Source organism: Pseudohongiella acticola, from assembly GCF_001758195.1.
GTDB classification, from domain to species: Bacteria; Pseudomonadota; Gammaproteobacteria; order Pseudomonadales; family Pseudohongiellaceae; genus Pseudohongiella; species Pseudohongiella acticola.
On sequence record NZ_MASR01000001.1, the window covers coordinates 721,086 to 743,658 of the forward strand.

Consider the following 22,573-nt stretch of genomic DNA (forward strand, 5'->3'; position numbering starts at 1 on the left):
GTGCAGGTTGATACGCGCGAGGTTAATTCAGGCTGGCCCGCCTGTCGTACTGTTGTCTATTCAAGCCGGTTTACGGGAGTCTCCGCCGGGTCTTCAAACCAGTCAAAATAGCGTTCAGTGCCGCTGATACCTTCTTCGATCAGTGCCCGCTTTTTGTCGTCGGACAGATCAAAGTCCACCGTGCCTACATCCAGCGTGTTGATATAGACCGTGCGTTGCCAGTCATCACTGTGCAAGTGACTGTTCTCCTGAGCGTTCATCAAGGCACCCAGCAAAGCGCGGGCGTAGTCACTGAATGACTTGATAGGTTTGCCCGACAAAGGTTCATCGTACCGGTACAACGCTACTTCCTCGGCGCTATCCAGGCGCATCCCCAGTGTCTGGCGATTGTAGACATACGGACTTCGACCTGGCTGCTTTAACTGGAAGCGGGCATTTTCACGATTATAGTAAGCCGTCGCTCGCACGGCTTCTGCTTCGTTCTCCAGGTCGATATAACGCTCACGATCGAAGAGTTTGACCGGGTAATTAAGCTGTACGCCGCCATCAACGTACACATCTTCGCGTTCGCCATGGCGCATGGCAGAAAAAAACAGCGGAATCGACATGGAAATACGCACGGCCGTCGCCAACTCCAGGTCTGGATGGCGCTCCGCTGAAAACACTTCGGCAAAACCGGACGATAAATTTGTACCGATGACGTAGAGTTCGGGCAGGCCCGCTGCACTCAAATCAGCAAACGTCGCGTGTCGGCTGCCCAGACGCTTTTCAATCAACGCTCCGATCCATGATTCAAAGAAATCGCCCTTGTGCCAGCCAAATTGCCGGGACAGACGTCTTACGTCCCGAATCAAGCCAAACGAGTCATCCATGAATTTGTGAAAATCTGTTGAACGCAGAATTTCCTGTTGCTCGGCTATGCTGTAGCCCAGCGCAAATATCAGCGCATTGATGGCACCTGCGCTGGTGCCACCAACGCGACGAATCCCCGGCAAAACGCCGCGCCCTTCCAGAATCTGCATGGCACCAATGTAGGCGATGCCCTTGACACCTCCACCTTCGAAAGTCAGGTTTCTGAATTGAGTCGTCATACAGATATCCTCCTGATTATTACCCCCACCGAACTCAAGACTCGGAAGTGAGATTTTAGACTGGACAATCTACATAACGTTTTATCACATATTTGTCAAAACCTGCGCAACCTGAACAGGTCACGCCCAATCTCCCACGCAGGGTAGAGTGCAATAATCACCAGAGCGATTCTGGCATTACGCTCAAGCTGCTCCAGACTAAACACACCTTGCCATTGGGCTACGTCACTGTGCAACAACGGACTGCTTGCTGCCAGCGCCAATGTCGCAGTGACCAACGCCAGGTTGAGAGCGATATTGGTCATCAGCATGGGCCGAGTCCAGAATCGCTGCTTGAGCTGCCATAGTCCTGCTGCTAGACCAAACATCGCCAGAGGGCTGACCCATTTCAGAAAAAGGTGTGACTGGTCACTGATAAAAAACCGTACGTTATCCAGTTGCTCGGGCGGCATCCACACCGTGTACCAGATCAGGATCAGAAGAAACAGGTAGGTGGCCAGATCGGTAAAGATGTCCTCCATGGAAATATGCTGCCAGCCGGGCCCCGCATCAGGCAGTTGCTCGGGATGCCAGTCTGTTTCCTGGCAGGGTTTGCTACCATCGGTCTGACGCGACAGCAACCAGAACACCAGAGTAACACTGGCAAAACCGAAAACCGCTTCATCCAGAAAACCGACTGTCAGCGTCAGCACATACCGGATCAACCCCATACTTTCGCTGGCCAGCCATGTAACTGTCGTCTCTGCCACCTGCAGCAAAAACAGGAGGCCGAGCACCAGAAAAAGGGTGTATTGATAAATCGGCATATAGGACAACCGGATCAACGGCTGTGGCGGAACAAACTGTTGTGCCACTGTGCGCGGTCGCCCCATGCGTTTAAGCGCCACGGCAATGTCAGCATCACTTATCTCGCCGTGCTCCTCGGCCAGAGCGTCAAGTTGATCCATGATATTGGCCTTCAGTTCGCGACCAATTTCCTCCCGTTTGTTCTCGGGCAGCTCACGCTGCACAGCAGCGATATAACGCGTCACCAGATCCATCACTCTGTCTCCTCCTCTGCACCACCCAGAATGCTGGCCAGCGCACCGTTTAATTGTTGCCATTCTTCACTCAATTGCCCCAACAGCTCCCTGCCAGATACCGACAATTGGTAATAGCGACGTTCCCGACCTTCACCCTGACGCCATTCACTGTCCAGCAGCTCCTGCTCCGCCAGGCGACGAATCAGGGGATACAAGGTGCCTTCATCTATTTCAATGCCGCGCTCCTGTAACTGCCTGCGCAGCGAATAGCCATAATGCGGCTGCCTGAGTGATGCCAGTACCGCCAGTACCAGCACCCCCCTGCGAAGTTCGAGGCGCATTTTGTCGAGTTTTGCAGTGGTCATTGTTCTCACCCTGTTTTCTGCGGCGTATACTGTGCGCCACATACTGTGTACCACACAGCATAATACTAGGCGCCACACAGTATTATTGCAAGGGAAATGTCGGGAATCAGTTGATAAAGATATTCAGGCAGACACAACAGCTCAGATTAATGCGCCAGCAGGAGCAGGCAAACATCAGGGACAGCGGCTTGAATTATCGCGCCTGTATGCGGCATAGTAGCGTCATCCCCAAACAACGGACGACACACTCATGAACAGACTGATCACCTTGGCGCTTCTACTCCTGTGCACAACGGCCACGCAGGCAGAGCAATACGGCGCCCCAGTCACAGACGGGCGATCGAGCACGGTGCCGGAAGCAATCGCCTCGGTAGACGCCGGCCATCAGGGTACGCTGCTGGTAGAAGCCGAAGTCACTTCAGTATGCCAGGCCAAAGGCTGCTGGCTGGGATTTTCCAGTGACGCAGGCGATGTCCGTGTCACCTTCAAGGATTATGGGTTCTTCGTGCCCTTCTCGGTTCGTGGCAAAATTGTTCGTGCCGAAGGCACCATGGAAAAAGTAGAACTGAGTCTGGAAGACAGTAAACACCTGATAGAGGATGCCGGTGGCGATCCCACAACGGTGACTCAGCCCATCATTGAATACCAGTTTGTCGCCACCGGCGTAGACGTACTGTCCTGAAAGGCTGGCTATAAACTGCTGTCAGACGCTGCCGGCAGCGTCTGGCGCACCTCGTGATGCCACCCTCTGTGAGACCAGCGCGGCAACAAACACCCACTCAGCGATGACCAGATTCGGTACCCAGCGTCAGCGCGTAACTTCGAATCATCCAGCGTTGGTGCTGAGTGATGTTGCCGGATACTCTGGCCAACCTCGACACGATTGATATCCAGGGTCAAGGCAAACCGACTCACGCTGTTGTATTATGCCTGACGATGCCTGTACAGATCAGCAGTTGAGCCAGGTAGTAAGTCAGCATGACAGCTATCCCTGAGTATGCAAAAGGCGACACGAAGCGATCGACAGCAATCAGAGTATCGCTCACCATAAACAGCAGCGCACCCATAGCCACCCAAAGAAACTGCGGCTCACGCCTGAAACCTGCCGCCATGGCCATCGCACTGATTGCGACCATGTAAGCAATCACGGGCACTTTCATGTCGCCAGATGCAGGGACAATAAGCAGCGTACACACCACTGCATAGGTCACAATAAACATCGCCCAGAGCAGGCGACGCCGCTGCCAGCGACACTGCGTCAAAAACAGAACGGTATAGATGACCTGAGCCAGCAAAAAGGCCACAAGCCCGGGCACAAACTTGTCCTCCAGCGCCAGCAGAACATCGCCCGTAGCCGATAACACCAGGCCAAGCCCCAGTAGCAGACGGACCGCGCCGTGCGTCCTGCCCAGCGCCATCAGTAACAACAAGGCAATTGGAATGATCTTCAGCAACCAGCGCCAGTCCGGCGCGATGGATTCCGGTAAAAAGATGTAGAACAGGCTGAACAACAGAAAGACCACCAGCCATATAGGTGAGAAGAGCGAAAGCGCTGACAATCTTGATGCGTGTGACAAATCCGGCATTTCTGATATTCTCTATTTGATCAGATACCGAGCATACCCTTAACTGACGGCAAGATCATCAGTGCTTTTTTGACATTGGCTCCTGAAACTCTGTTGATATTGGAACGCTGAAAAGTGACCAGTGTCTTATTGCACGGAGATTGTTACATTGCCAGCAACCAATACTGACGCCAATCGCAAACGCTCATCAGGGCGGTCGGCTGCAGGCAATTCAACACTGTTAATGCTCGAGGGGGATGTCAGCATGCGCGAACGTGCCAAGAATCAGATGCCCATGGTGTTACTGACACTGCTCAGTATCATTCAGGCGCTGGCGCTTGAGTTGCTCTGGGTGCACATCACTGGTGATAACACCTTATTGCAACTATCCTGGCTGTCGATACTAAGCTGGCTGCAAATTGCTGTTACGCTGCTCGGCATCATGCTCATCTGGCTATTGTATAGCAGCATGACAATGCGCTTCAGTTGGGTACCCTCCCCGGGAGATTCACTGGTACCGATCGGCATTGGTGTTCTGGAATTCACCCTGATCGCATGTCTGGGCATGGACTACCTGATGCCCTGGTTTCTCATTCTGGCAATAATATTCGGTGCCATGACAGCCGCCCTGCACTCCATCTTTCGCAGAGCCAGGCAGGATCCGGACAACCGTGCTTTTTTCTCGATCACAGCACCGGCCACTCGTCGAGACTTCTACTCGACGTTCGCCGTTGTCGGTGCCCTTGCGTTGTTTGGAATCACCTTGGGGGTCACGGGCGACCAACGTTATCTGGCCCTGGTCGCGCTGATTGTTGCCGCCGCTATCCATCTTTACCAGATCTACCTGAACCATTCGCGCTGGCGAACCGCAATGTCACTCAAGACCGAAGACTGATCGTCGTCTACCGGGATTAACGTCGCGCAGACCGGACGAAGCGAATCAACTGATGCATGCGCGCAGACACGTCTCGCTGTTCATTGCTGTCGTTACTGTACTCAGCTACCGTCATCAATTGACCCAGCTCATGCAGAGCGCCTGCCTGTTCCGGAAGCCACTCCGAAATTCGAGTCAGGTGCGCCCTGATGGTTTCTGACGGCATTCGTCCCAGCCCCTGCTTTTGTAATCGCGCATCCAGGCGCATGTAAGCCTGAATGACAGGTGATCGTTGCCGTCGTCCATGCGTACGCTCACCAAACATTGCACGCAGTCCAACCGCCAACAACAGCAAGGCCAGCAACCAGACAGGCAGATTGCCAAGACCACGGGATTCTAGCCAGGTTGCCAACTCTTCAGTACGCAGGTCGCCATCGGCATCGTACACGCTGAGATTCCAGCCATGCTGTAGCGCATCGAGACCATGTCGGGCGCTGTCAAAACCCGGGATGTCGCCGAGCAGCATTCGCAACCGGGTGCCACCATCCAGGTTAGCACGAGCCTCATCGTTGCCCAGTGCCGCCAGCCATGCGTCGATTCCCTGAATGATGCGCTCGGGAGCAACCGACAGCGTCGGGTCAAGTCGCTGCCAGCCAGTATCGGGGTACCACGCTTCCACCCAGGCGTGGGCATTGAATTGGTAAACACTCCAGTGACCGGTGATGGGGTTCTGCTCCCCCCCCTGGTAACCCGCCACCACACGTGCCGGAATACCGGCCGCACGCAAGGTAAACGTTAGAGCACTGGCATAGTGTTCGCAATAACCTTCGCGGCTGTTGAACAGGAAATCGTCGACGCTGTTGCTCAGGGTTTGGGTCTGCGCCTGCACTCGTGCCACCGCTGGCGTGAGCGTATAAAAAAACGGCTGCTGGTTAAAATACTGCAGCACCGTCCGGCTGAAGTCGTGATCATCAGGATGCGTGCGTCGCAATCCGGCGACCCACTGCCGGGTTTGCGGATTGCTGCCAGCGGGCAGTGCCAGATTCCGCTCGCGCATGCTGCCGTGCAGATCCAGTTCCCGCTGCGGCGTTACAGAGGTGACTGGATAACGGATGCGCTGGCGTATGATATCTGCGCTGATCAGCATGCCCCGGCTATCGCGGTACGTATCTGCGCGCGTGGTATGCGCCTGATGCAGACCATAAAGCCAGGCCTGCCGGGTGGGTTCCAGGGTGACCTGATACAGCAGCCTTGACTGCTGTCCAGTAATAACGGGTGGAGGATCCAGGTCAAACATCAATTGATTCTCGCGGGTCCAGCTGCGCCCATCAAAATGTTCCAGTACCAGGCCGCGCCAGTACAGATCCTGGGGCAATAAAACCGGGCCGCTGCCACCGTCGTTATCGACGTCTGCATCGCTCTCAGTAACGTCGTTAAAACCGACGCGCATCGCCAGATTACCGTCGTTGACCAGTTCGCTGACACTGCCTGGCGTCATGCGGTCACTGACACCTGTGCGCGCGCTGTTGTCCGGTGTACGCTCTGACCAGCCCGCACCTGCCACCAGCATGACAGCCGCCAACAGCATCAGTACAGGCAAAGCCAGCAACACCTGACGCCCGGCTTTGCCCAGCTGACTCAGCGCCGTGTCTGCGGGACCAGTACTCATACGCATCAACAACAACAGTACCAGGCTCAGAAAATACAACCCGGCAGGCCAACCGTCAGCTTCCGGTACGGCGGCAAACAGAAGCACAAAGGCAATGGTATGCCAGCGCAGTATTAGACACACCAGACACGGCAAAATCAGCCACCAGGCCTGTGCCTGTAGTGGCGGCAGCACCAACGCAACCGCCGCCAGGAGTGCTGTTGGCACGCTAACGGCATTGTCATTACGGACGTCCGCTGCTTTATCATTGTACTGATGCCTGTTGGCAGCATTTAGATCACGAACTGTGGTATTGACGTCGGTCATACTGGCGGCTCCCACAGCGCCAGCGCCTGCAATAGTTGATGCTTATGCGCCTCGCCCTGACCTGCAGCAACCTTCACGTTCGCTGGCAAACGCAGCTCAATGCTGTGTTGACGACGACTCAGGTGCAGCACTTGATAACTTAAAAACGCCAGAATGGTCTCTGGGTCATGGCCCTGAAACATCGACCAACGCAATGAGATTGTCTGATCGCCTTCGCTGACAAATTGTTTGGTACGCAGGCCCTGCCCTTTGGCCATGGCCTGCCAGGCGATGTGCCGTCGTGAATCCCCAGCCTGATAGCTGCGAAGCCCAAGAAAATCGTCCATTCCAGAGCGGCATGACGCCTGCTGCTCACCGGGCTGTCGAGACACCGTGCGGCTGGCAATTGCGGGCAGCGTACAGGTAAATGGTTGCGGGTATACCAACACTCGCATCGCCAGGTCCGGTCGACTCCATGCTCGCCACAAACCAACCGGGTACTGGGTACGCAACATCAACCGCGGCGCCGATAACACCCCACGCTGCGCTGCTTGTGTGCTCAGCGTGATGGTTGTGGAAGCACCTGCCCCAATCGACAACCGCATCATCGAGTCGTCACCGAAACCCAACCATAGATCCTGATGGGAGCGACGCCCACCGGCAGCCGTCAGTGCGATGCGAAAATCAGCCACGTCACCCTTAAAAACGCGCTGTCGGGGCGGAAACAATTGTAGATCAGCAGCGCTCAGAAGGAGACCACTCAGGTTGCGATAGCAGAGGATCAGACTGAGCAGGAACAGACTCAGAAACAGGGTGCCCAGCAGCAAAGCCACCAGGTTGCGCTCGGCAACGGCAATGATCATCACAATAATCGCACCGAAACCAAACATTACCCCGCGCATCGTCGGCAGGATAAAAATGATTCGTTGACTCAGTCGCAACTTATTGCCTGGTGGCACCCGGCGCGCCAGCCAGCGTGCCTGCCGCTTCCTGAAGGCCTGCACCGGAAGCCTGTGAAGCAACCACTGCCAGGCAGCAATCACTCGCTCAGTACGTTGACCGATGCCAGCACCCATTGCGCCAGGTTCTCCTGCAATTGATCACGATCTGAAGGCTGGTCTGTTACCGCCAGTGCATCGACCATGGCATCACTGCCGCTCAACCGGTGATTCGCCACTGCCGAAAACACGGCTTGAACGTCATCCGGTGTCACATATTTGCGTCCGTCCATCAGTGCGTAACATCGCGCTGCGCGTACAATAGCCAGCCCACCGCGCGGCGACAGCCCCAACTGAATACGTGGAGATTGCCGTGTGAATTGAATCAGCCGTTGGATGTAATCGAGTACCGCGTCAGATAATTGCACGTCGATCAGCGACTGCTGCCAGCTCTGCAGATCTGCGGGTGTCAGGCAAACCTGCAGAGTGGGTAACTGCAACCGTCGATCCGGATCTGCCAGCAATTGTCTTTCTGAAGCACGATCCGGGTAACCCAATGACAGGCACATCAGAAAGCGGTCAGTCTGGGATTCAGGCAATGGGTAGGTACCTGCCAGCTCTGACGGGTTCTGCGTCGCAATAACAAAAAACGGCTCCGGCAACGGACGGGTTTCGCCATCCAGTGACACTTGCCCTTCTTCCATGGCCTCCAGCAGCGCGCTTTGGGTGCGTGGTGTGGCACGGTTAATCTCATCAGCCATCAAAACCTGGCAAAATACCGGCCCTTCATGAAAGTGAAACTGTCCCGATGACGGGTCAAATACGGAACCTCCCAGAATATCTGCCGGCAACAGGTCACTGGTGAACTGGATGCGGCGAAAAGCCAGTCCCATCACGCCGGCGAGCGTGTGAGCCAGCGTTGTCTTGCCCATGCCGGGAAGGTCTTCCAGCAACAGGTGTCCGCCACCCAACAGGCAGCACAGCGCCAGCCGGATCTGCTCATCCTTGCCCAACACTGTTCGATTGATCTGTTCAAGTGCATTGTGAATCTTGTTTTGCATCAGGTGTCATACTCCCAGGCTAAACCGAGTGTATCCCGAATCACGACACCAGTGCCATCTGTGGCGAGGGGCGCTGTCCGGCAGATTGATTGAGGTTATCCTGTCGTCGAACCGTCAATGGCCCTGTTGCTTGCGGTACTCAGAAGGCGTCGCCCCTGTCCGCTCTTTAAATGCCCGGTTGAACACTGACAGAGACGAATACCCGACATCCATGGCGATTCGCGAAACAGGGTATTTTGTACTATTGATCAACTGACACGCCTCACTGATCCGATAGTTGTTGAGAAATTGGTTAAAGTTCTTGTATTGCATTGACTTGTTTATAAGCTGCCTGGCTTTGTACTCCAACACACCAATATGCGTGGCGAGTTCAGCAATGGTAAGCCCCGGCTCCTGATACAGTTTATCTTCCTCCATCGCACGCTCGATAGCCCGCACAAGACTCTGGTCCTGACCGGCTGCCGGATTGACGATGGACTCTGTCGTCGCGTCCACTGCTGCGTTGTCGGAGACAATTTTTAGTGTACTGTTCGACGACTGAATTGAGCCAAGATTAAATATCAGCGCAACCAGAAACAGACACAGCGACGCCAGAATAACATAAGGATCACCCCCGCCCGCGAGACCGCCCTGGAGGACATCATTCAGAATGTCGCAGGTCACAATAAAAACCACCACAACCCCCAACCCGGTAATAAAGGCGATGCGGAACTTCCTGCGCTCTTCAAGCAAATCGGATTCATAGCCGCGAATGGCCAGATAAATGGCGTGCAATGGGAAACCAAGAAGGATCAACTGAGGGACAAAGTAGGCAGCAAGTTCGAGTATTGTTGACTCTGCGCTGTTTTCATTTCCGGCAAAGCCGACAGCGCGATAGACATCGAGCACGTAACACAACGCTAGCGCCAGCCAGGCAAACGTGTGTTTCTCACGCTCATCAACAAAAAGCCGTGATGCGATCAACCACAACAAAAATGGCGCCGCAGTAGCCATTATTCCCAGACCCAGATTGACCAGGCTACCGTCAGCAAGATCAAGTGATTCATTCAGCAGGTAGGCGATTGTGCACAGGCATAGCCCTGCCACCATTTTACCTGTTGTATTTTGATAACGGATCAAAAAATGAGCCGCCAGAAAGACGAACTGGGAAATGGCCATCGAAGAAATTATTATTGTTGCTGTGTTCATGAACCCCATCTTTTGCAACAGGACTTGTTGATACATTTCGCTAACCGCAGCAGTCAGCCCGAACCCATGATTCTGACCGATGGCTGCCAGCGTTTAAACAGAAATCTGGCAAAAAAGCTGACCAATTCTGAAGGCCTCGTTTACAGTCAGGCTAAGGAACTGAAATAAAAGAAAATACCGACAATTCTGAGCAAATCCGAAATAAACAGATTTATTGGCAATTGTCAGATATCAGGCAGCCATGAGTTGCCGCATTCCATTAGCATGATCCACGAACACATATACTACAGGGTCTGGAGATCAACGATGACGCTACTCAACTACACACGCTGGATACCTCGCATGATTTGCGCTCTGACATCATTCTGGTTGGCTGCCGGCACTGCATGGGCGGACGATCGCATCACCAACTTTATGCTGATTGATCAGCATGGCGAAGCCACAGAGCTGTATTACCACGACGATGCCAGTGCCGTGGTACTGATGGCACATCGTATCGAATCGCCGCTGGTAGCAGAATCGGCACGCACGCTGGCCGCCGTTCAACAGCAGTTCAGTAATGTTCGGATCTTCCTGATCAACGCGATTGAAGATGAGGATCGCGAGGCCATCCGAACGGACATGAAAGACATCGATGTCAATATGTCCGTGCTGGATGACCGTGCCCAACTGGTGACCCGAGCCTTGGGACTGACACATGCCGGTCAGGCACTGGTTGTCGACACCAAAACCTGGCAGGTCCTGTATCGGGGCCCGGTCGTGGATTCCGTAGCCGGCTCCGCCAATCCGGTCCGCGATGTGCTTGCACAGCACACGTCCGGCGATCCGGCGACGCTGACTGTCACCGCCATGCCGGCAAGCCATGGTAGCGAGGAGCTGCCGTTGCCCGATGCGGCGGAGCGCGATGCTTATCAACACATTTCCTATACCGACAGCGTAGCGCCGATACTGATGCGGAAGTGCGTCGATTGCCATCGACCAGGCGGCATTGGACCCTGGGCGATGACCAGTCATGCCATGATACAGGGCTTCTCACCGATGATTCGTGAGACAATTCTTACCAAACGCATGCCGCCCTGGCACGCGGACCCTGCAGTCGGTAACTTCGCGCACGATATCAGCCTGACTATCGAAGAGGAACAGACATTGGTCAACTGGATTGAGGCAGGAGCTCGCCGCGGTGATGGTCCGGATCCACTGGAATCAGTCGCCGCCGTGGAGAGCACCTGGGCGCTCGGGGAACCCGACCTGATCATCGACCTGCCCGGCTTTACGGTGCCTGCCACCGGCGTTCTGGATTATGAGAATTTTGCTGTCGCCAATCCGCTGGCAACGCCTGTATGGGTGCGTGCCGTGCAGATCATTCCCGGCGACCGACAGGCGGTACACCATGTCATTGCCACCGTCGGCCCACACTCGCCAGCCAATGATGCCGACGACGGTGATGCGTTGACCGATCCGCAACTGATGACATTTGTACCAGGCAATGAAGTCTATCAGTATCCTGAGGGCACCGGCCTCTATGTGCCCGCCAACAGCTCGTTCTACGCGCAGATGCATTACACGACTTATGGCCGGGAAGCATCCGACAACACGCGTATCGGTCTGTATTTTGCTGAGCAGGCACCGGAACACGTCCTGCAACACTACGCCATCATTAATCCGCAACTGCAAATTCCAGCTGGTGCCCGAGAGCACGAAGAAACTGCCTATTATCAATTCCAGCGCGACGCCATCATTTATGCCCTGTTTCCTCACGCGCATTACCGTGGCAAAGCATCGCGTTTCAGCCTGCGTTATCCCGATGGCTCTGAAGAACTGGTGCTGAGTTCGCCCAACTACGATTTTAATTGGCAACGCTACTTTAAATTCGAACAACCCCGTCATGTGCCAGCCGGCACCATGGTCGTGCACCGGACAGTATATGACAATTCGGCCAACAACCTGAGCAATCCGGATCCGGACCGTACTGTAAGCTGGGGTGAACAGACGTCGGAAGAAATGTTGTACGGCGGTATTTCGTATCGCTATGCTGACGCCGGCAACACTGACCCCGATGCTAACTCCAGGGTAGACGCGGAGGCACATTTTGTAACCAGTGTCGCGCTGGGTTTTCTTGATACCAGCCTGGATGGCCGGGTGTCATTGGACGAAATGCCTGGCAATATGCGGGGCCAACTGGCGGCAGCATTTGAGTCACTGGATTACAACCAATCAGGCGGCCTGGAATACGATCAATTGTACGTTCTGATGACCCAGACACCGGTGGGAGAGGCACTGATGGATGCATTCTGAGACTATCAACATATCAGCCTGGCAGTTGGGCCAGATCACTGGTTCTATTTATATTGCAGGCGAACGGCAGAGCACCAACGCTTTCCTCGCTGAACGTCACGTCAGCAACCAGCTGTCCGGCCAGCCAGCCTGCCACTGAACGCTGATTTTCATCGAGTCGTTGACGGATGGAAAACAATGCAGACTGAGGCCACAACGCCAGGCACAGATGCTGGCGTCGATGGCCGTCGTGCAACACAGCTACTGAACGCTGGTCCGCCATAACCGAACGCAGCAATCCGGCCGGCAGATTATCCGGCAACAATGGCATGTCACACGGTACGATCACGGCCGGCAGGTCTGGGGACGCCCGGGACAGAGCAGCCTCCAGCCCGGCCAAAGGCCCCTGAAAGTCAGGGCGCAGGTCTGCACACACCTGTGCCCCGATCCGGCCATAATCCTGTTGATTGCGATTGGCACTGATCAGCACAGGCCCATACCCCGGATTGAAAGCCGCAGCGGAACAACGCAACCTGTGTACAAGTAATTCGGCGAAAGTCTGCTGACCCAGCGTCAGCATGCCCTTGTCACAACCACCCATACGGCTGCCCTGACCGCCGGCCAGTACAATCAATGTATAACAGGGATCGAAGGCCGGCACTCAGAATCGAGCCTCAGCACTCAACCAGAACTTCTGCGCATCAGTGCTATAGCGGTCAGCCTGATAGCTGGCAAACTTCGCCGCCAGCGTGTAGCGCGAGGCAAAGGTTTTTGCCACCTGAATATTCACCTCCTGTCCCAACGACAGGCTACCCGCATCCGCCTGGTAGTCATGCCAGGCCAGGGTCAGGTTGGAGCCGGCAATATTGCCGGCCAGGCTGACGGCGGTATCACGCACACCGAAAGCAGGTGTGTTGAGGAATTTATCGGCCCAACCCTGAAACGCGTGCAAAGTCGCCAGTGGCGTCTGCACAGCCATGCCAGCGCTGCTGTCGGCCCCCAGGATCTCATGGGACAGGGCCGCTCGAACGCCACTGATTTTGATACCGGCCGACACCATCACATAGTCAGCGCTATAGTCGTTGGGGTTATTACGATAATCCGACTGTCGGGCATACTCGATGCGATAGTCGACCTGCGTGTCCGTGCCAAGCTCGCGCTCACCGGTTACAGCCAGCCCGTGTGTAGCGGACGACAAAGCGGGCGCTTCGCTAAAGGCCAGCGAGTAACTGTAGAAATCAAGGTTGAGTTCGGCGCTGACGCGCCAGCGCGCATTCAATAGATGATGATCACTGTCTAGCGCCGCCGGCGGGTTACCATTCTCCGGGCCAAAGATGCGACGGGTATCATTCACCCAGGCATAATCCAGCTCCAGCGTCGATGTTGGCGTCAGGTTCAGTGCGATGGCGTCAAACGTCTGTTCATTCTGGCGCCAGCCAACACTGCCAACAAAACGCTGATTGCCACGCAGCAGACGCTGGCGCCCGGCAGTCACACTGCCGCCATCGAGTCGATACTGCAATGCCGCCTGATTCAGGTCGACCCCATCGGGATCAGCCACTACTGGATAGCGCGTATTGGAATTGCGTGTATTGTTGAAGCGATCGTCACCCAGATAGGTCACACTATCCATTTCCAACAACAGGTTCATGTTCTCCCAGTTTCCGCTACGCCAGCTCAACCGGGTTCGCAGTGTGTTGGCGGCGGCATCACCGATAAAACCGGCGTCATCAACATGTTCGCTTCGCAGCCTGAAGCTCAGGTTGGTGCTGCCTGATGTCAAAGCCGTGCCCAGCGCCGGCTCTGTCTGAGCCAGGGTCGACGTAGCCGTTGTCAATAACATCACCGCAGTGGCAGCCAGAACAGTCGGTACAACGGTCGAAGAATGTGGTTTCATTTTCAGTCCTTTTTGCGTTTGGTCTCTTGGTTCAAGTTGTGACCCTCCCACTTTCTTATGATGCTCAGGCACTCAGCACGTCGGCTGCCTGCTCGACTTTATTGTTTTGTTCCGCCAGCGCCACGACGTCGCCAATAACCAGCAGACATGGGCTTTGTAATTTATGATTGCGGGCAACGCGGTCGATCTCTGCCACACTGCAATAACAGGTTCGCTGATCGTTGCGACTGCCATTTTCAATGAGCGCCGCTGGCGTCGAACCAGACAGTCCGTGCTTGATCAGGTTGCTACGGATTGTTGCCAGACTGGCGAGTCCCATATAGAAAACCAATGTTCGCGAACGGTCCGCCGCCAGTGACTGCCAGTGAGTATGATCCTGTTCATCAGCGTAGTGAGCCGTGGTCAGACAGACACCCGAGGCCATGCCGCGCTGGGTCAATGGGAATCCGGCTGTAGCAGCGCAGGCTGAAGCAGCAGTGATACCTGGCACCACACTGACAATGATACCCGCCGCCTGCAGACTCACCATTTCTTCCCCTCCCCGACCAAAAACAAAGGGATCACCGCCTTTTAGCCTGACCACCGATTTCCCGGCGCGTGCATGCATCAACAATATGTTTTCAATCTGGTGTTGCGGGACCGGGTGATGTCCCGGACGTTTGCCAACGTCGACCATTACCGCGTCGGCACGCGCCTCTGACAAAAGTTCACTGGCCACCAGGCGATCATAAACAAGCACATCGGCCTGTCGAATCAGACGCAGCCCCTTGACGCTGATCAATTCCGGGTCTCCTGGCCCGGCACCCACCAGCCAGACCTGTCCGGCAGGTAATGCTTTGCTATGTGGTTTAATCACGGTCAGCATAGTGACTCCTCAATTTTTGATGATGTGTCGCACTGCACGGCCGGCGCCGCTGCCGTGGACACCAGTAGCCGGTTCAACTCCGGTATGCATGATCCACAATTGGTTCCTGCACGTGTTTTTCTGCCTATCTTCGCAGTATCCGTGCAACCTGACGCAATGGCCTGTTGAATAGTTTTTTCGTAAACCTGCATACAGGTACACACCAATGTGCCCTTCGCCTCACTCTGATTACCGGCATCGCAACCCAGCACAAGATCACGCATGGATATATTTTCCTGCTGCCAGCTTGCTGACAACCAGTCTTCATCTACCTCGGGAACGGTTGTGGTCTGCAATGCGAACCAGATCTGCAGTCCGGCGTTGTTGCGACCGATCAGGCGCAGGGAGTCCTGATGGCTGTCCTCAATCTCGGCCCAGCTTGTCGCTACCTCAGCCCATAATTTCTTCAGTAAGCCAGCGTCGATGTTCTTCTCACCTGCCAGTGTCGTGAAATACAAGCCGTCCAGGTTTCGTGTGCTCCAATAACTGGCAGACGGCAATGTCAATCGACGGGAGGAGACCAGCACGGCCTGCCACTTCACGGACAGCCGCGATACCGTCACGGGTGTTTGTTTGAAGGCTGGCTGGCCGGAGATCGGGTCGCAGATTGCTGATACCAGTTTATCCACACGCGCATTGGAGGCGACAGTGTCATTCCAGTGAATCGGCATAAAAACGCTGCCCGGTGATTGTCCGGCCTGATCTCGCACGCGCATCACACACTGGCCATGACGGCTGCTGATAAGCGCCAGGTCACCAGCATGAAGCCCACGTAGCTGCAGATCCATGGGATGCAGTTCAACAAAGGGTTCACTGATATGTTTCTGCAGCTTGCCGCTGAGCCCGGTCCGCGTCATGGTGTGCCACTGATCGCGTATACGACCGGTGTTCAGCCACAAAGGGAATTCGGCGTCAGTGGTCTGTGGCAATGATCCGGGCGCAACCGACAAAAAGCGGGCGCGCCCGGAAGGCGTATAAAATCGCCCGTCAGCGAACATCCGCGCCTTGCCAGCCAGACCGCTGGACACTGTCGATGCAGGGGTCAAAGGCCACTGCACAGGCGGCAGCGCATCGTATTGGGCATTGTCCAGCTGCATCAGGGCGCCAATATCAAAATCGCGGGTACCACCATTTTTGTACGTCGACAACGCGGCATGTTCACGGAATATGTCAGCTGCACATTGGTAATCAAATGCGTGTTCGAAACCCAGGTGCTTGGCGACCTGACTTATGATCCACCAATCCGGCCTGGACGAACCCGGCAATGGCAAAAATCCGCGTTGACGAGAAATACATCGTTCCGAGTTGGTAACTGTGCCGGATTTTTCGCCCCAGGCAGCGGCGGGCAGAAGTATATCTGCCATCCGCGTGGTGTCCGTGTCCGCGATGCAGTCTGACACGACAACGTGGTCGCAGCCCGCCAGCGCATTACGCACCAGCTCGGCTTCAGGCATTGACACCACAGGATTGGTCGCCATGATCCAGATAAAACGAATTTTGCCGTCTGCCACGGCTCTGAACATATCCACGGCTTTGAGGCCTGGCGTCGTTGCCAGTTTTTGTGTCTGCCAGAACTCACTGACCAGGGCGTGATGGGCCGGGTTGTCAATGTCCATGTGCGCGGCCAACTGATTGGCGAGGCCGCCGACTTCACGTCCACCCATGGCATTTGGTTGACCGGTAATGGAAAACGGACTTGCGCCAGGCTTGCCAACCCGACCGGTCACCAGATGGCAGTAGAGTATCAGACTGGCCTGATCAACGCCGTGTGCAGACTGATTGATGCCCTGCGAAAAGACAGTGACTGTTCTGGCTGTGCGTACAAACCATTGGTAGAAGGTGCGTAGTTCGTCTTCGTCGACCTGACAGCGCTGGGCAATGCTGCTGATGTCATTGTCACGCTGTCGGCACTGTTTCACCAGCTCGGAATAATTTTCCGTATGATCGTTCAGATACCTTGCATCAATGGCGGTTGAGTCCAGCAGCCACGCCAGCAAACCATCGAACAACCAGATATCGGATCCCGGAGCCAGCTGCAGATGCAGGTCGGCCAGTTCGCTGGTTGCTGTTTTCCGGGGATCAATGACCACAATCTTCATATGCGGTCTGGCCTGTTTGGCGGCAACAATGCGTTGATAAACCACTGGATGTGTCCACGCCATGTTGGAGCCGGTAATGATCAGCAGGTCCGCCAGTTCCAGATCCTCATAACAACCTGGCACGGTGTCGCTGCCCAGCACACGTTTATGTGCAGCCACGGCTGTCGACATACACAGGCGACTGTTGGTATCGATGTTGGCGGTGCCAATGAAACCCTTCAGCAGTTTATTGGCGACATAGTAGTCTTCTGTCAACAACTGCCCAGACACATAGAATGCTACCGACTCGGAACCGTACCTTGCCACTGTGTCCGACAGACGTTTACTCACGGCACTCAGCGCGTGATCCCAGCTTGCCTGCAGACCATCAACTCTGGGTTTCAGCAGGCGTGACTGCAAGCCCAGAGTATCCGCCAGCGCACTGCCTTTGACACAGAGGCGACCAGCATTCGCTGGATGGGTTTTGTCCCCTTTGACTGACACCTGAGTGGCATCGTCGCTAACGTCGACGGAGACGCCGCAGCCAACACCACAATAGGGGCAGGTTGACTCAACGGCGCTCATGGCTGCACCAGAGCGTTCGGTGTTAGCAGGGCTCGCACCGTCGCCTGCACCGGCACCTGTTGCTCGATCAGCTGTTCGTATATTGCGCTGTCACCAATCTCGCCAAACATGACCGCAGCCTGCAGTCGGCCTTCCTGCCACCACAAACGACGGTATTCCAGATTGTCGCGATCGCGCCAGGCAAGACTTCGTTGCGCGTGCGCCGGCGGTTCTACAACGTCATCCAGGCATCCGGCAGAAAAAACGTGAACGCCACTGACTTTCAGACGGGTTGGTAGTGCCTGCCGGGTATAGGGTGCAATATCTGACACATCGGCCTTGGCGCCAGAAGTAGCGCAACGCTGCAGCACCTCGGCCAATACCTGAGCCTGCCGATAAATGGGTGCAACCAGACCAAACTGTTCGCCATCAATTTCACAGCACTCGCCTAATGCAAAAACCCCCGTTACGTCGCTACGCAACCAGCCATCGACATTGATAGCACGGGCAACTGAAAGCTTTGTCTGTCGCGCCAGTGACACTTCCGGGATAATGCCGACCGCCATAATCACCAGATCGCAGGCCAGCGTCTCACCGTCGCCCATCTGCAAAGCGGCGACACGGGCGCCATCGGCCGTGGCAACAAAATGATCGCATTGGGCGTCACTGATAAAACGGATATTGCGTGCCGCCAGCGTGGCGGCAAGATACTCACCTGCCTCGCAATCCAGCTGCCGATTCATCGGCCAACTGGCGTTGTGGACAACGGTAGTGGCAACGCCTCTGTTCTGTAACGCACAGGCAGCTTCAAGGCCAAGCACACCACCGCCGACAACAACTGCGCGACGGTCAGAGGCAGTTTCATTGTTCAGACGAGCCATAACCTCGTTGGCTTCGTCCAGGGTTCGTAAGCTTACAATACCTGACAATTCCGCCCCCGGCAGTGGCAGTCGGGCAGCACGTGACCCAGTGGCCAGCACCAGCAGGTCCCAGGGGTACTGCTTGCCGGATGCCGTATGCGCCACTCGCTGTTCAACATCCAGGTCGGTTACCGGGTCCCCTGTCTGCACATCAATGCCGTTGGACTGGTACCAGGAGGATGTCTGCAAAGGCAAGATGGACGCCTCCGATTCACCAGCCAGCAGGGGTGACAACAGAATACGGTTGTAGGCAGCCTGCGGCTCTTCGCCGATGACGGTGATATCAAAAAGACCTGGCGCCAGCAGCTGAACCTCCTGCAACAGGCGGCCTGCCGCCATGCCAAAACCTACTATCAATAGTTTAGGCTTGTGCTCCTGCCCCGGCATTACACCGCCTCCATTGCCGATATAAAAACCCGACCGTCTCTCACGCTCACCGGGTAAGCCTGGATATTCTTTTCCTCATCCTCAAGACAGGTTCCGGTCTGTAAACAGAAGTGTTGTTTGTACACGGGTGAGGCCACCACTGATCGTCCCGCGATATCGCCTGTCAAACCGCGACTCAATACGTTTGCATCGCTGAACGGGTCACGGTTGTCCAGTGCGAACACACCTTCTCCGGTCCTGAACACAGCTATCTGCTTACCCTCTATCCGCACTGCCGCCCCTGTTCCCGGGATCAGGTCATCCAGTGCGCCCACCTCTACCCATTGACTTGTGTCATTCATTACGCAGTCTCCAGAACATCATCGCTTGTTTTTTCATCGGCACGTGCCGGTCGTTTCTGCCCTCGTTCGCGTACATAGATAATCTGCTCATCCGGCTGATCATCATTGAGGAAAGGTCGGAAGCGTTTCAAAGCAACGGGGTCTTCGATGGTGCGCTTCCACTCACAGACATAGGTATCGATGACCGACTGCATCTGGGTTTCAAGTTCGTCAGCGATACCCAGTGAATCATTGATAATGACGTCCTGCAGGTAACCCAGGCCACCTTCCATGTTATCGCGCCATACCGACGTACGCTGCAGACGATCGGCGGTCTGGATGTAAAACATCAGAAAGCGATCAATGGTTTGAATCAGGGTCTTGTCATCAAGGTCGCTGGCAAACAGTTCGGCATGACGTGGACGCATACCGCCATTGCCACAGACATAAAGATTCCAGCCCTGCTCTGTGGCAATAACACCCACATCCTTGCTTTGCGCTTCAGCACATTCCCGCGTACAGCCTGACACCGCCATTTTTAATTTGTGTGGCGAGCGCAGGCCGCGGTATCGCTCCTCGATATATATCGCCATGCTGACCGAGTCCTGTACGCCATACCGGCACCAGCTTGAACCCACGCAGGATTTGACGGTCCGCAGGGATTTGCCATATGCGTGACCGGATTCAAAACCTGCGTCCACCAGATCACGCCAGATTGATGGAAGCTGGTCTACACGCGCACCAAACAGGTCGATACGCTGGCCGCCGGTAATCTTGGTATAAAGATCGTATTTTTCGGCCACCTGGGCCAGCACAAGCAGTTTAGCCGGGGTGATCTCACCGCCGGGCACACGAGGAACGACTGAATAGCTGCCGTCTTTCTGCAAATTGGCAAGAAAGTTGTCATTGGTATCCTGCAGTCCGACATGACGCGGATCCAGTACATAATCATTCCAGCATGACGCCAGAATGGAGCCGATCGCCGGTTTACATATGTCGCAACCCTGACCACGGCCGTGCTGTGCCAGCAACTCATCAAACGAGCGGATGCCGTTTACCCGAACCAGGTGATACAGCCCCTGGCGGGTGTAGGCAAAGTGTTCACACAGGTCATTATTGATTTCTATACCCTGGCTCTTGAGTTCTGCATCCAGCACCTGCTTAACCAACGTCGTGCAACCACCGCAGGTTGACGACGCCCGGGTTTCCTTCTTCAGCGCACCAATAGTGGTACAGCCGGCACTTATGGCGCTGCAAATGTCACCCTTACTGACATTGTTACAGGAACATATCTGCGCCGTTGCCGGCAATGCATCAACGCCCAGCATCGGTTTTTCACCTGCTGACGGGGCAATAAGGCTGATCGGGGAATCAGGTAGATCGAGTGCATTCAGGCTGTACTGCAGCAGTGCGTCATAGTCACTGGTGTCACCCACAAGGACTGCGCCCAGCAGGCGTTTGCCGTCTTCGCTTATTACCAGCTTTTTGTATACACCTGCGCTGGCATCTTCTATCGAACACACGCGGTATTCAGGTGCCCCACCCTGTGCCAGACCAATTGAGCCCACTTCAACCCCCAGCAGTTTCAGTTTGGTGCTCATATCGGCGCCGCTGAACATGGCGCTGTCATCGCCGCACAGCAGTGATGCGAGTTTGCGTGCCATATCGTAGCCCGGTGCCACCAGACCAAATATTCGTTGCTGCCACAGCGCCACTTCGCCTATTGCAAAAATATCGGGATCTGATGTACGGCACTGGTCATCGATGACAACACCACCGCGTTCGCCGATACTCAGACCGCAATCACGTGCCAGCTGATCACGTGGCCGGATGCCGGCTGAGAACAGCACCAGATCAGTCTCTAGCGCGTCCTCAGCAAAAACCAGACGGTGTCGGTGCTGTTCACCATCTTCAATACGCTGTGTCGCCTTTCCGGTATGCACCGAAACCCCAAGTGCAGTGATCTTGCTGCGTAACATCTCGCCACCGCTGGCATCAAGCTGGACCGCCATCAGGCGTGGCGCAAATTCGACGACATGGGTTTCCAGACCCAGATCCTTTAAGGCTTTGGCGGCCTCCAGACCCAGCAGCCCACCGCCAATCACGACACCACGACGGCTGGTAGCGGCCGACGCATTGATCGCCTCCAGATCGTCTATTGTGCGGTAGACATGACAGGCATCGCGATCGCTGCCGGCAATCGGTGGCACAAAAGGATAGGAGCCGGTCGCCAGTACCAGCACATCATAGGGATAGTCGTTGCCTTTGCTGCCAGTGACCTGACGGGCGTCACGATCAATGCAGACGACGGCCTCATCGCACAGAAACCTGATCCCATGCTCTTCAAAGAAGGGAAGGGTTCCCAATGCCAGGTCTTCTGCGGTGGCACCACTGAACCAGGCGCTTAGCTGCACGCGGTCGTAAGCCGGACGACTCTCTTCGCAGAATACCGTCACCTCAAACTCATGTTGCAGCGCGACCAGCTCTTCAAGGAATCGCTGACCTACCATGCCATTGCCAATCACCAACAACTGACGCTTCTTCATGCACCTTCTCCTTCATTCTCCGAGGCAAAAAAAAAGCGCCCATCACACGACTATTGTCGTGTCATGAGCGCCATTGCCCTGAAATCTTTATGTCACTGCAAATGATCTCGAAATCGCCTTTGATTCCAGTCAGGCAGGTGACCTGTGTCATAGGTTGAGCAAAAGCTATGCCAGCCGCCCAAAATTATTTTAATTATTACTTAGGAACCCGTGTTCTCTGGCCTACAGCGCAATCAAGCATAGTCTGGCGGCTGCCTGTCGATGATGACCTCGGTCCATTGTTGTGCATCGTTTTTGCGCGCCCTGCACTGAAATAAGGCAAACCCCGGTGCCTGACCGCCCCTTGGCATTGGCGGCGCATTACTGACTCATCCCCCCATTTTCCCTGGCTTATAAAGACGCTCCTGACCGTATTCCACCAGCAGGCAGGCTTTGGCACAGTAAATGCATTATCGGGGTAGACCGACTGTGACAGCGCCCAAAGATGGGTTACCTGTCACGTTTTAAGGGCAATGGCGTCCGCACGTGATCTGCAGAGTTTTCTGCTATCGCGGGTGGGCGCTTTTTTTTTGGTTGACTATTGGATTGTTTAGCGAACTTTTGTTGAGCTTTCTCTTTGGTTTTC

18 protein-coding genes are annotated in these 22,573 nt (G+C 55.2%); 3 read left to right on the forward strand and 15 right to left on the reverse strand.

Annotated elements, in window-relative coordinates:
* Positions 1 to 56: 56 nt before the first annotated feature.
* From PHACT_RS03180 to PHACT_RS03190, 3 genes are all read right to left on the reverse strand, one after another.
* The gene (locus tag PHACT_RS03180; protein ID WP_070115880.1) at positions 57 to 1,091 is read right to left on the reverse strand and encodes a patatin-like phospholipase family protein; all 1,035 of its coding nucleotides are present in this window, start codon (positions 1,089 to 1,091) and stop codon (positions 57 to 59) included.
* 95 nt (positions 1,092 to 1,186) lie between these two features.
* Positions 1,187 to 2,131 (reverse strand): HAAS signaling domain-containing protein, encoded by a 945-nt coding sequence (locus PHACT_RS03185; RefSeq protein ID WP_070115881.1) that lies wholly within the window; start codon positions 2,129 to 2,131, stop codon positions 1,187 to 1,189.
* Positions 2,131 to 2,478, reverse strand: a complete 348-nt coding sequence (locus PHACT_RS03190) for a PadR family transcriptional regulator (RefSeq protein WP_070115882.1) — start codon at positions 2,476 to 2,478, stop codon at positions 2,131 to 2,133. Before PHACT_RS03190 ends, PHACT_RS03185 begins: the two co-directional genes overlap by 1 nt.
* 250 nt (positions 2,479 to 2,728) lie before the next feature.
* On the opposite strand from PHACT_RS03190, the gene PHACT_RS03195 reads away from it, so the two are divergent.
* Complete coding sequence (locus tag PHACT_RS03195; protein ID WP_070115883.1) at positions 2,729 to 3,160, forward strand: DUF4920 domain-containing protein; 432 nt, start codon at positions 2,729 to 2,731, stop codon at positions 3,158 to 3,160.
* Positions 3,161 to 3,389: 229 nt separating this feature from the next.
* On the opposite strand, the gene PHACT_RS03200 is transcribed toward PHACT_RS03195, so the two are convergent.
* Entirely contained in the window at positions 3,390 to 4,064 is a 675-nt protein-coding gene (locus PHACT_RS03200) for a lysoplasmalogenase (RefSeq protein ID WP_070115884.1), read from the reverse strand.
* 148 nt (positions 4,065 to 4,212) lie between these two features.
* Between PHACT_RS03200 and PHACT_RS03205 the strand changes: the two genes are divergently transcribed.
* Positions 4,213 to 4,938, forward strand: a complete 726-nt coding sequence (locus PHACT_RS03205; RefSeq protein WP_070115885.1) for a hypothetical protein — start codon at positions 4,213 to 4,215, stop codon at positions 4,936 to 4,938.
* Between the two features lie 16 nt (positions 4,939 to 4,954).
* On the opposite strand, the gene PHACT_RS03210 is transcribed toward PHACT_RS03205, so the two are convergent.
* The 4 genes from PHACT_RS03210 to PHACT_RS03225 form a co-directional block, all read right to left on the reverse strand.
* Positions 4,955 to 6,892, reverse strand: coding sequence for a transglutaminase TgpA family protein (locus PHACT_RS03210; protein WP_070115886.1), 1,938 nt, complete (start codon positions 6,890 to 6,892; stop codon positions 4,955 to 4,957).
* Complete coding sequence (locus PHACT_RS03215; protein WP_070115887.1) at positions 6,889 to 7,947, reverse strand: DUF58 domain-containing protein; 1,059 nt, start codon at positions 7,945 to 7,947, stop codon at positions 6,889 to 6,891. The genes PHACT_RS03210 and PHACT_RS03215 overlap by 4 nt, the downstream gene beginning before the upstream one ends.
* On the reverse strand, positions 7,911 to 8,870 hold the full coding sequence (locus PHACT_RS03220; protein ID WP_070115888.1) for an AAA family ATPase: 960 nt from the start codon (positions 8,868 to 8,870) through the stop codon (positions 7,911 to 7,913). Before PHACT_RS03220 ends, PHACT_RS03215 begins: the two co-directional genes overlap by 37 nt.
* 114 nt (positions 8,871 to 8,984) lie before the next feature.
* On the reverse strand, positions 8,985 to 10,058 hold the full coding sequence (locus PHACT_RS03225) for a helix-turn-helix domain-containing protein (RefSeq protein ID WP_169819374.1): 1,074 nt from the start codon (positions 10,056 to 10,058) through the stop codon (positions 8,985 to 8,987).
* A 306-nt stretch (positions 10,059 to 10,364) separates the two neighbouring features.
* Between PHACT_RS03225 and PHACT_RS03230 the strand changes: the two genes are divergently transcribed.
* A complete protein-coding gene (locus PHACT_RS03230; RefSeq protein ID WP_169819375.1) occupies positions 10,365 to 12,353 on the forward strand; it encodes a redoxin domain-containing protein in 1,989 nt (662 codons plus the stop codon).
* Positions 12,354 to 12,366: 13 nt separating this feature from the next.
* On the opposite strand, the gene mobA is transcribed toward PHACT_RS03230, so the two are convergent.
* The 7 genes from mobA to nirB all read right to left on the reverse strand — a co-directional run bounded on the left by mobA (position 12,367) and on the right by nirB (position 21,948).
* Complete coding sequence (gene mobA / locus PHACT_RS03235; RefSeq protein ID WP_070115891.1) at positions 12,367 to 12,993, reverse strand: molybdenum cofactor guanylyltransferase; 627 nt, start codon at positions 12,991 to 12,993, stop codon at positions 12,367 to 12,369.
* Entirely contained in the window at positions 12,994 to 14,229 is a 1,236-nt protein-coding gene (locus tag PHACT_RS03240) for an alginate export family protein (protein ID WP_083264301.1), read from the reverse strand. It lies immediately after the preceding gene.
* Positions 14,230 to 14,293: 64 nt separating this feature from the next.
* A complete protein-coding gene (cobA, locus tag PHACT_RS03245) occupies positions 14,294 to 15,094 on the reverse strand; it encodes a uroporphyrinogen-III C-methyltransferase (protein ID WP_070115892.1) in 801 nt (266 codons plus the stop codon).
* Positions 15,088 to 17,796, reverse strand: coding sequence for a nitrate reductase (locus tag PHACT_RS03250; RefSeq protein WP_070115893.1), 2,709 nt, complete (start codon positions 17,794 to 17,796; stop codon positions 15,088 to 15,090). The genes cobA and PHACT_RS03250 overlap by 7 nt, the downstream gene beginning before the upstream one ends.
* Positions 17,793 to 19,082: an NAD(P)/FAD-dependent oxidoreductase gene (locus tag PHACT_RS03255; RefSeq protein ID WP_070115894.1), complete on the reverse strand. Its 1,290-nt coding sequence runs from the start codon at positions 19,080 to 19,082 to the stop codon at positions 17,793 to 17,795. The genes PHACT_RS03250 and PHACT_RS03255 overlap by 4 nt, the downstream gene beginning before the upstream one ends.
* Entirely contained in the window at positions 19,082 to 19,423 is a 342-nt protein-coding gene (nirD, locus tag PHACT_RS03260) for a nitrite reductase small subunit NirD (RefSeq protein ID WP_070115895.1), read from the reverse strand. Before nirD ends, PHACT_RS03255 begins: the two co-directional genes overlap by 1 nt.
* Positions 19,423 to 21,948, reverse strand: coding sequence for a nitrite reductase large subunit NirB (nirB, locus tag PHACT_RS03265; RefSeq protein ID WP_070115896.1), 2,526 nt, complete (start codon positions 21,946 to 21,948; stop codon positions 19,423 to 19,425). The genes nirD and nirB overlap by 1 nt, the downstream gene beginning before the upstream one ends.
* Between the last annotated feature and the right edge of the window lie 625 nt (positions 21,949 to 22,573).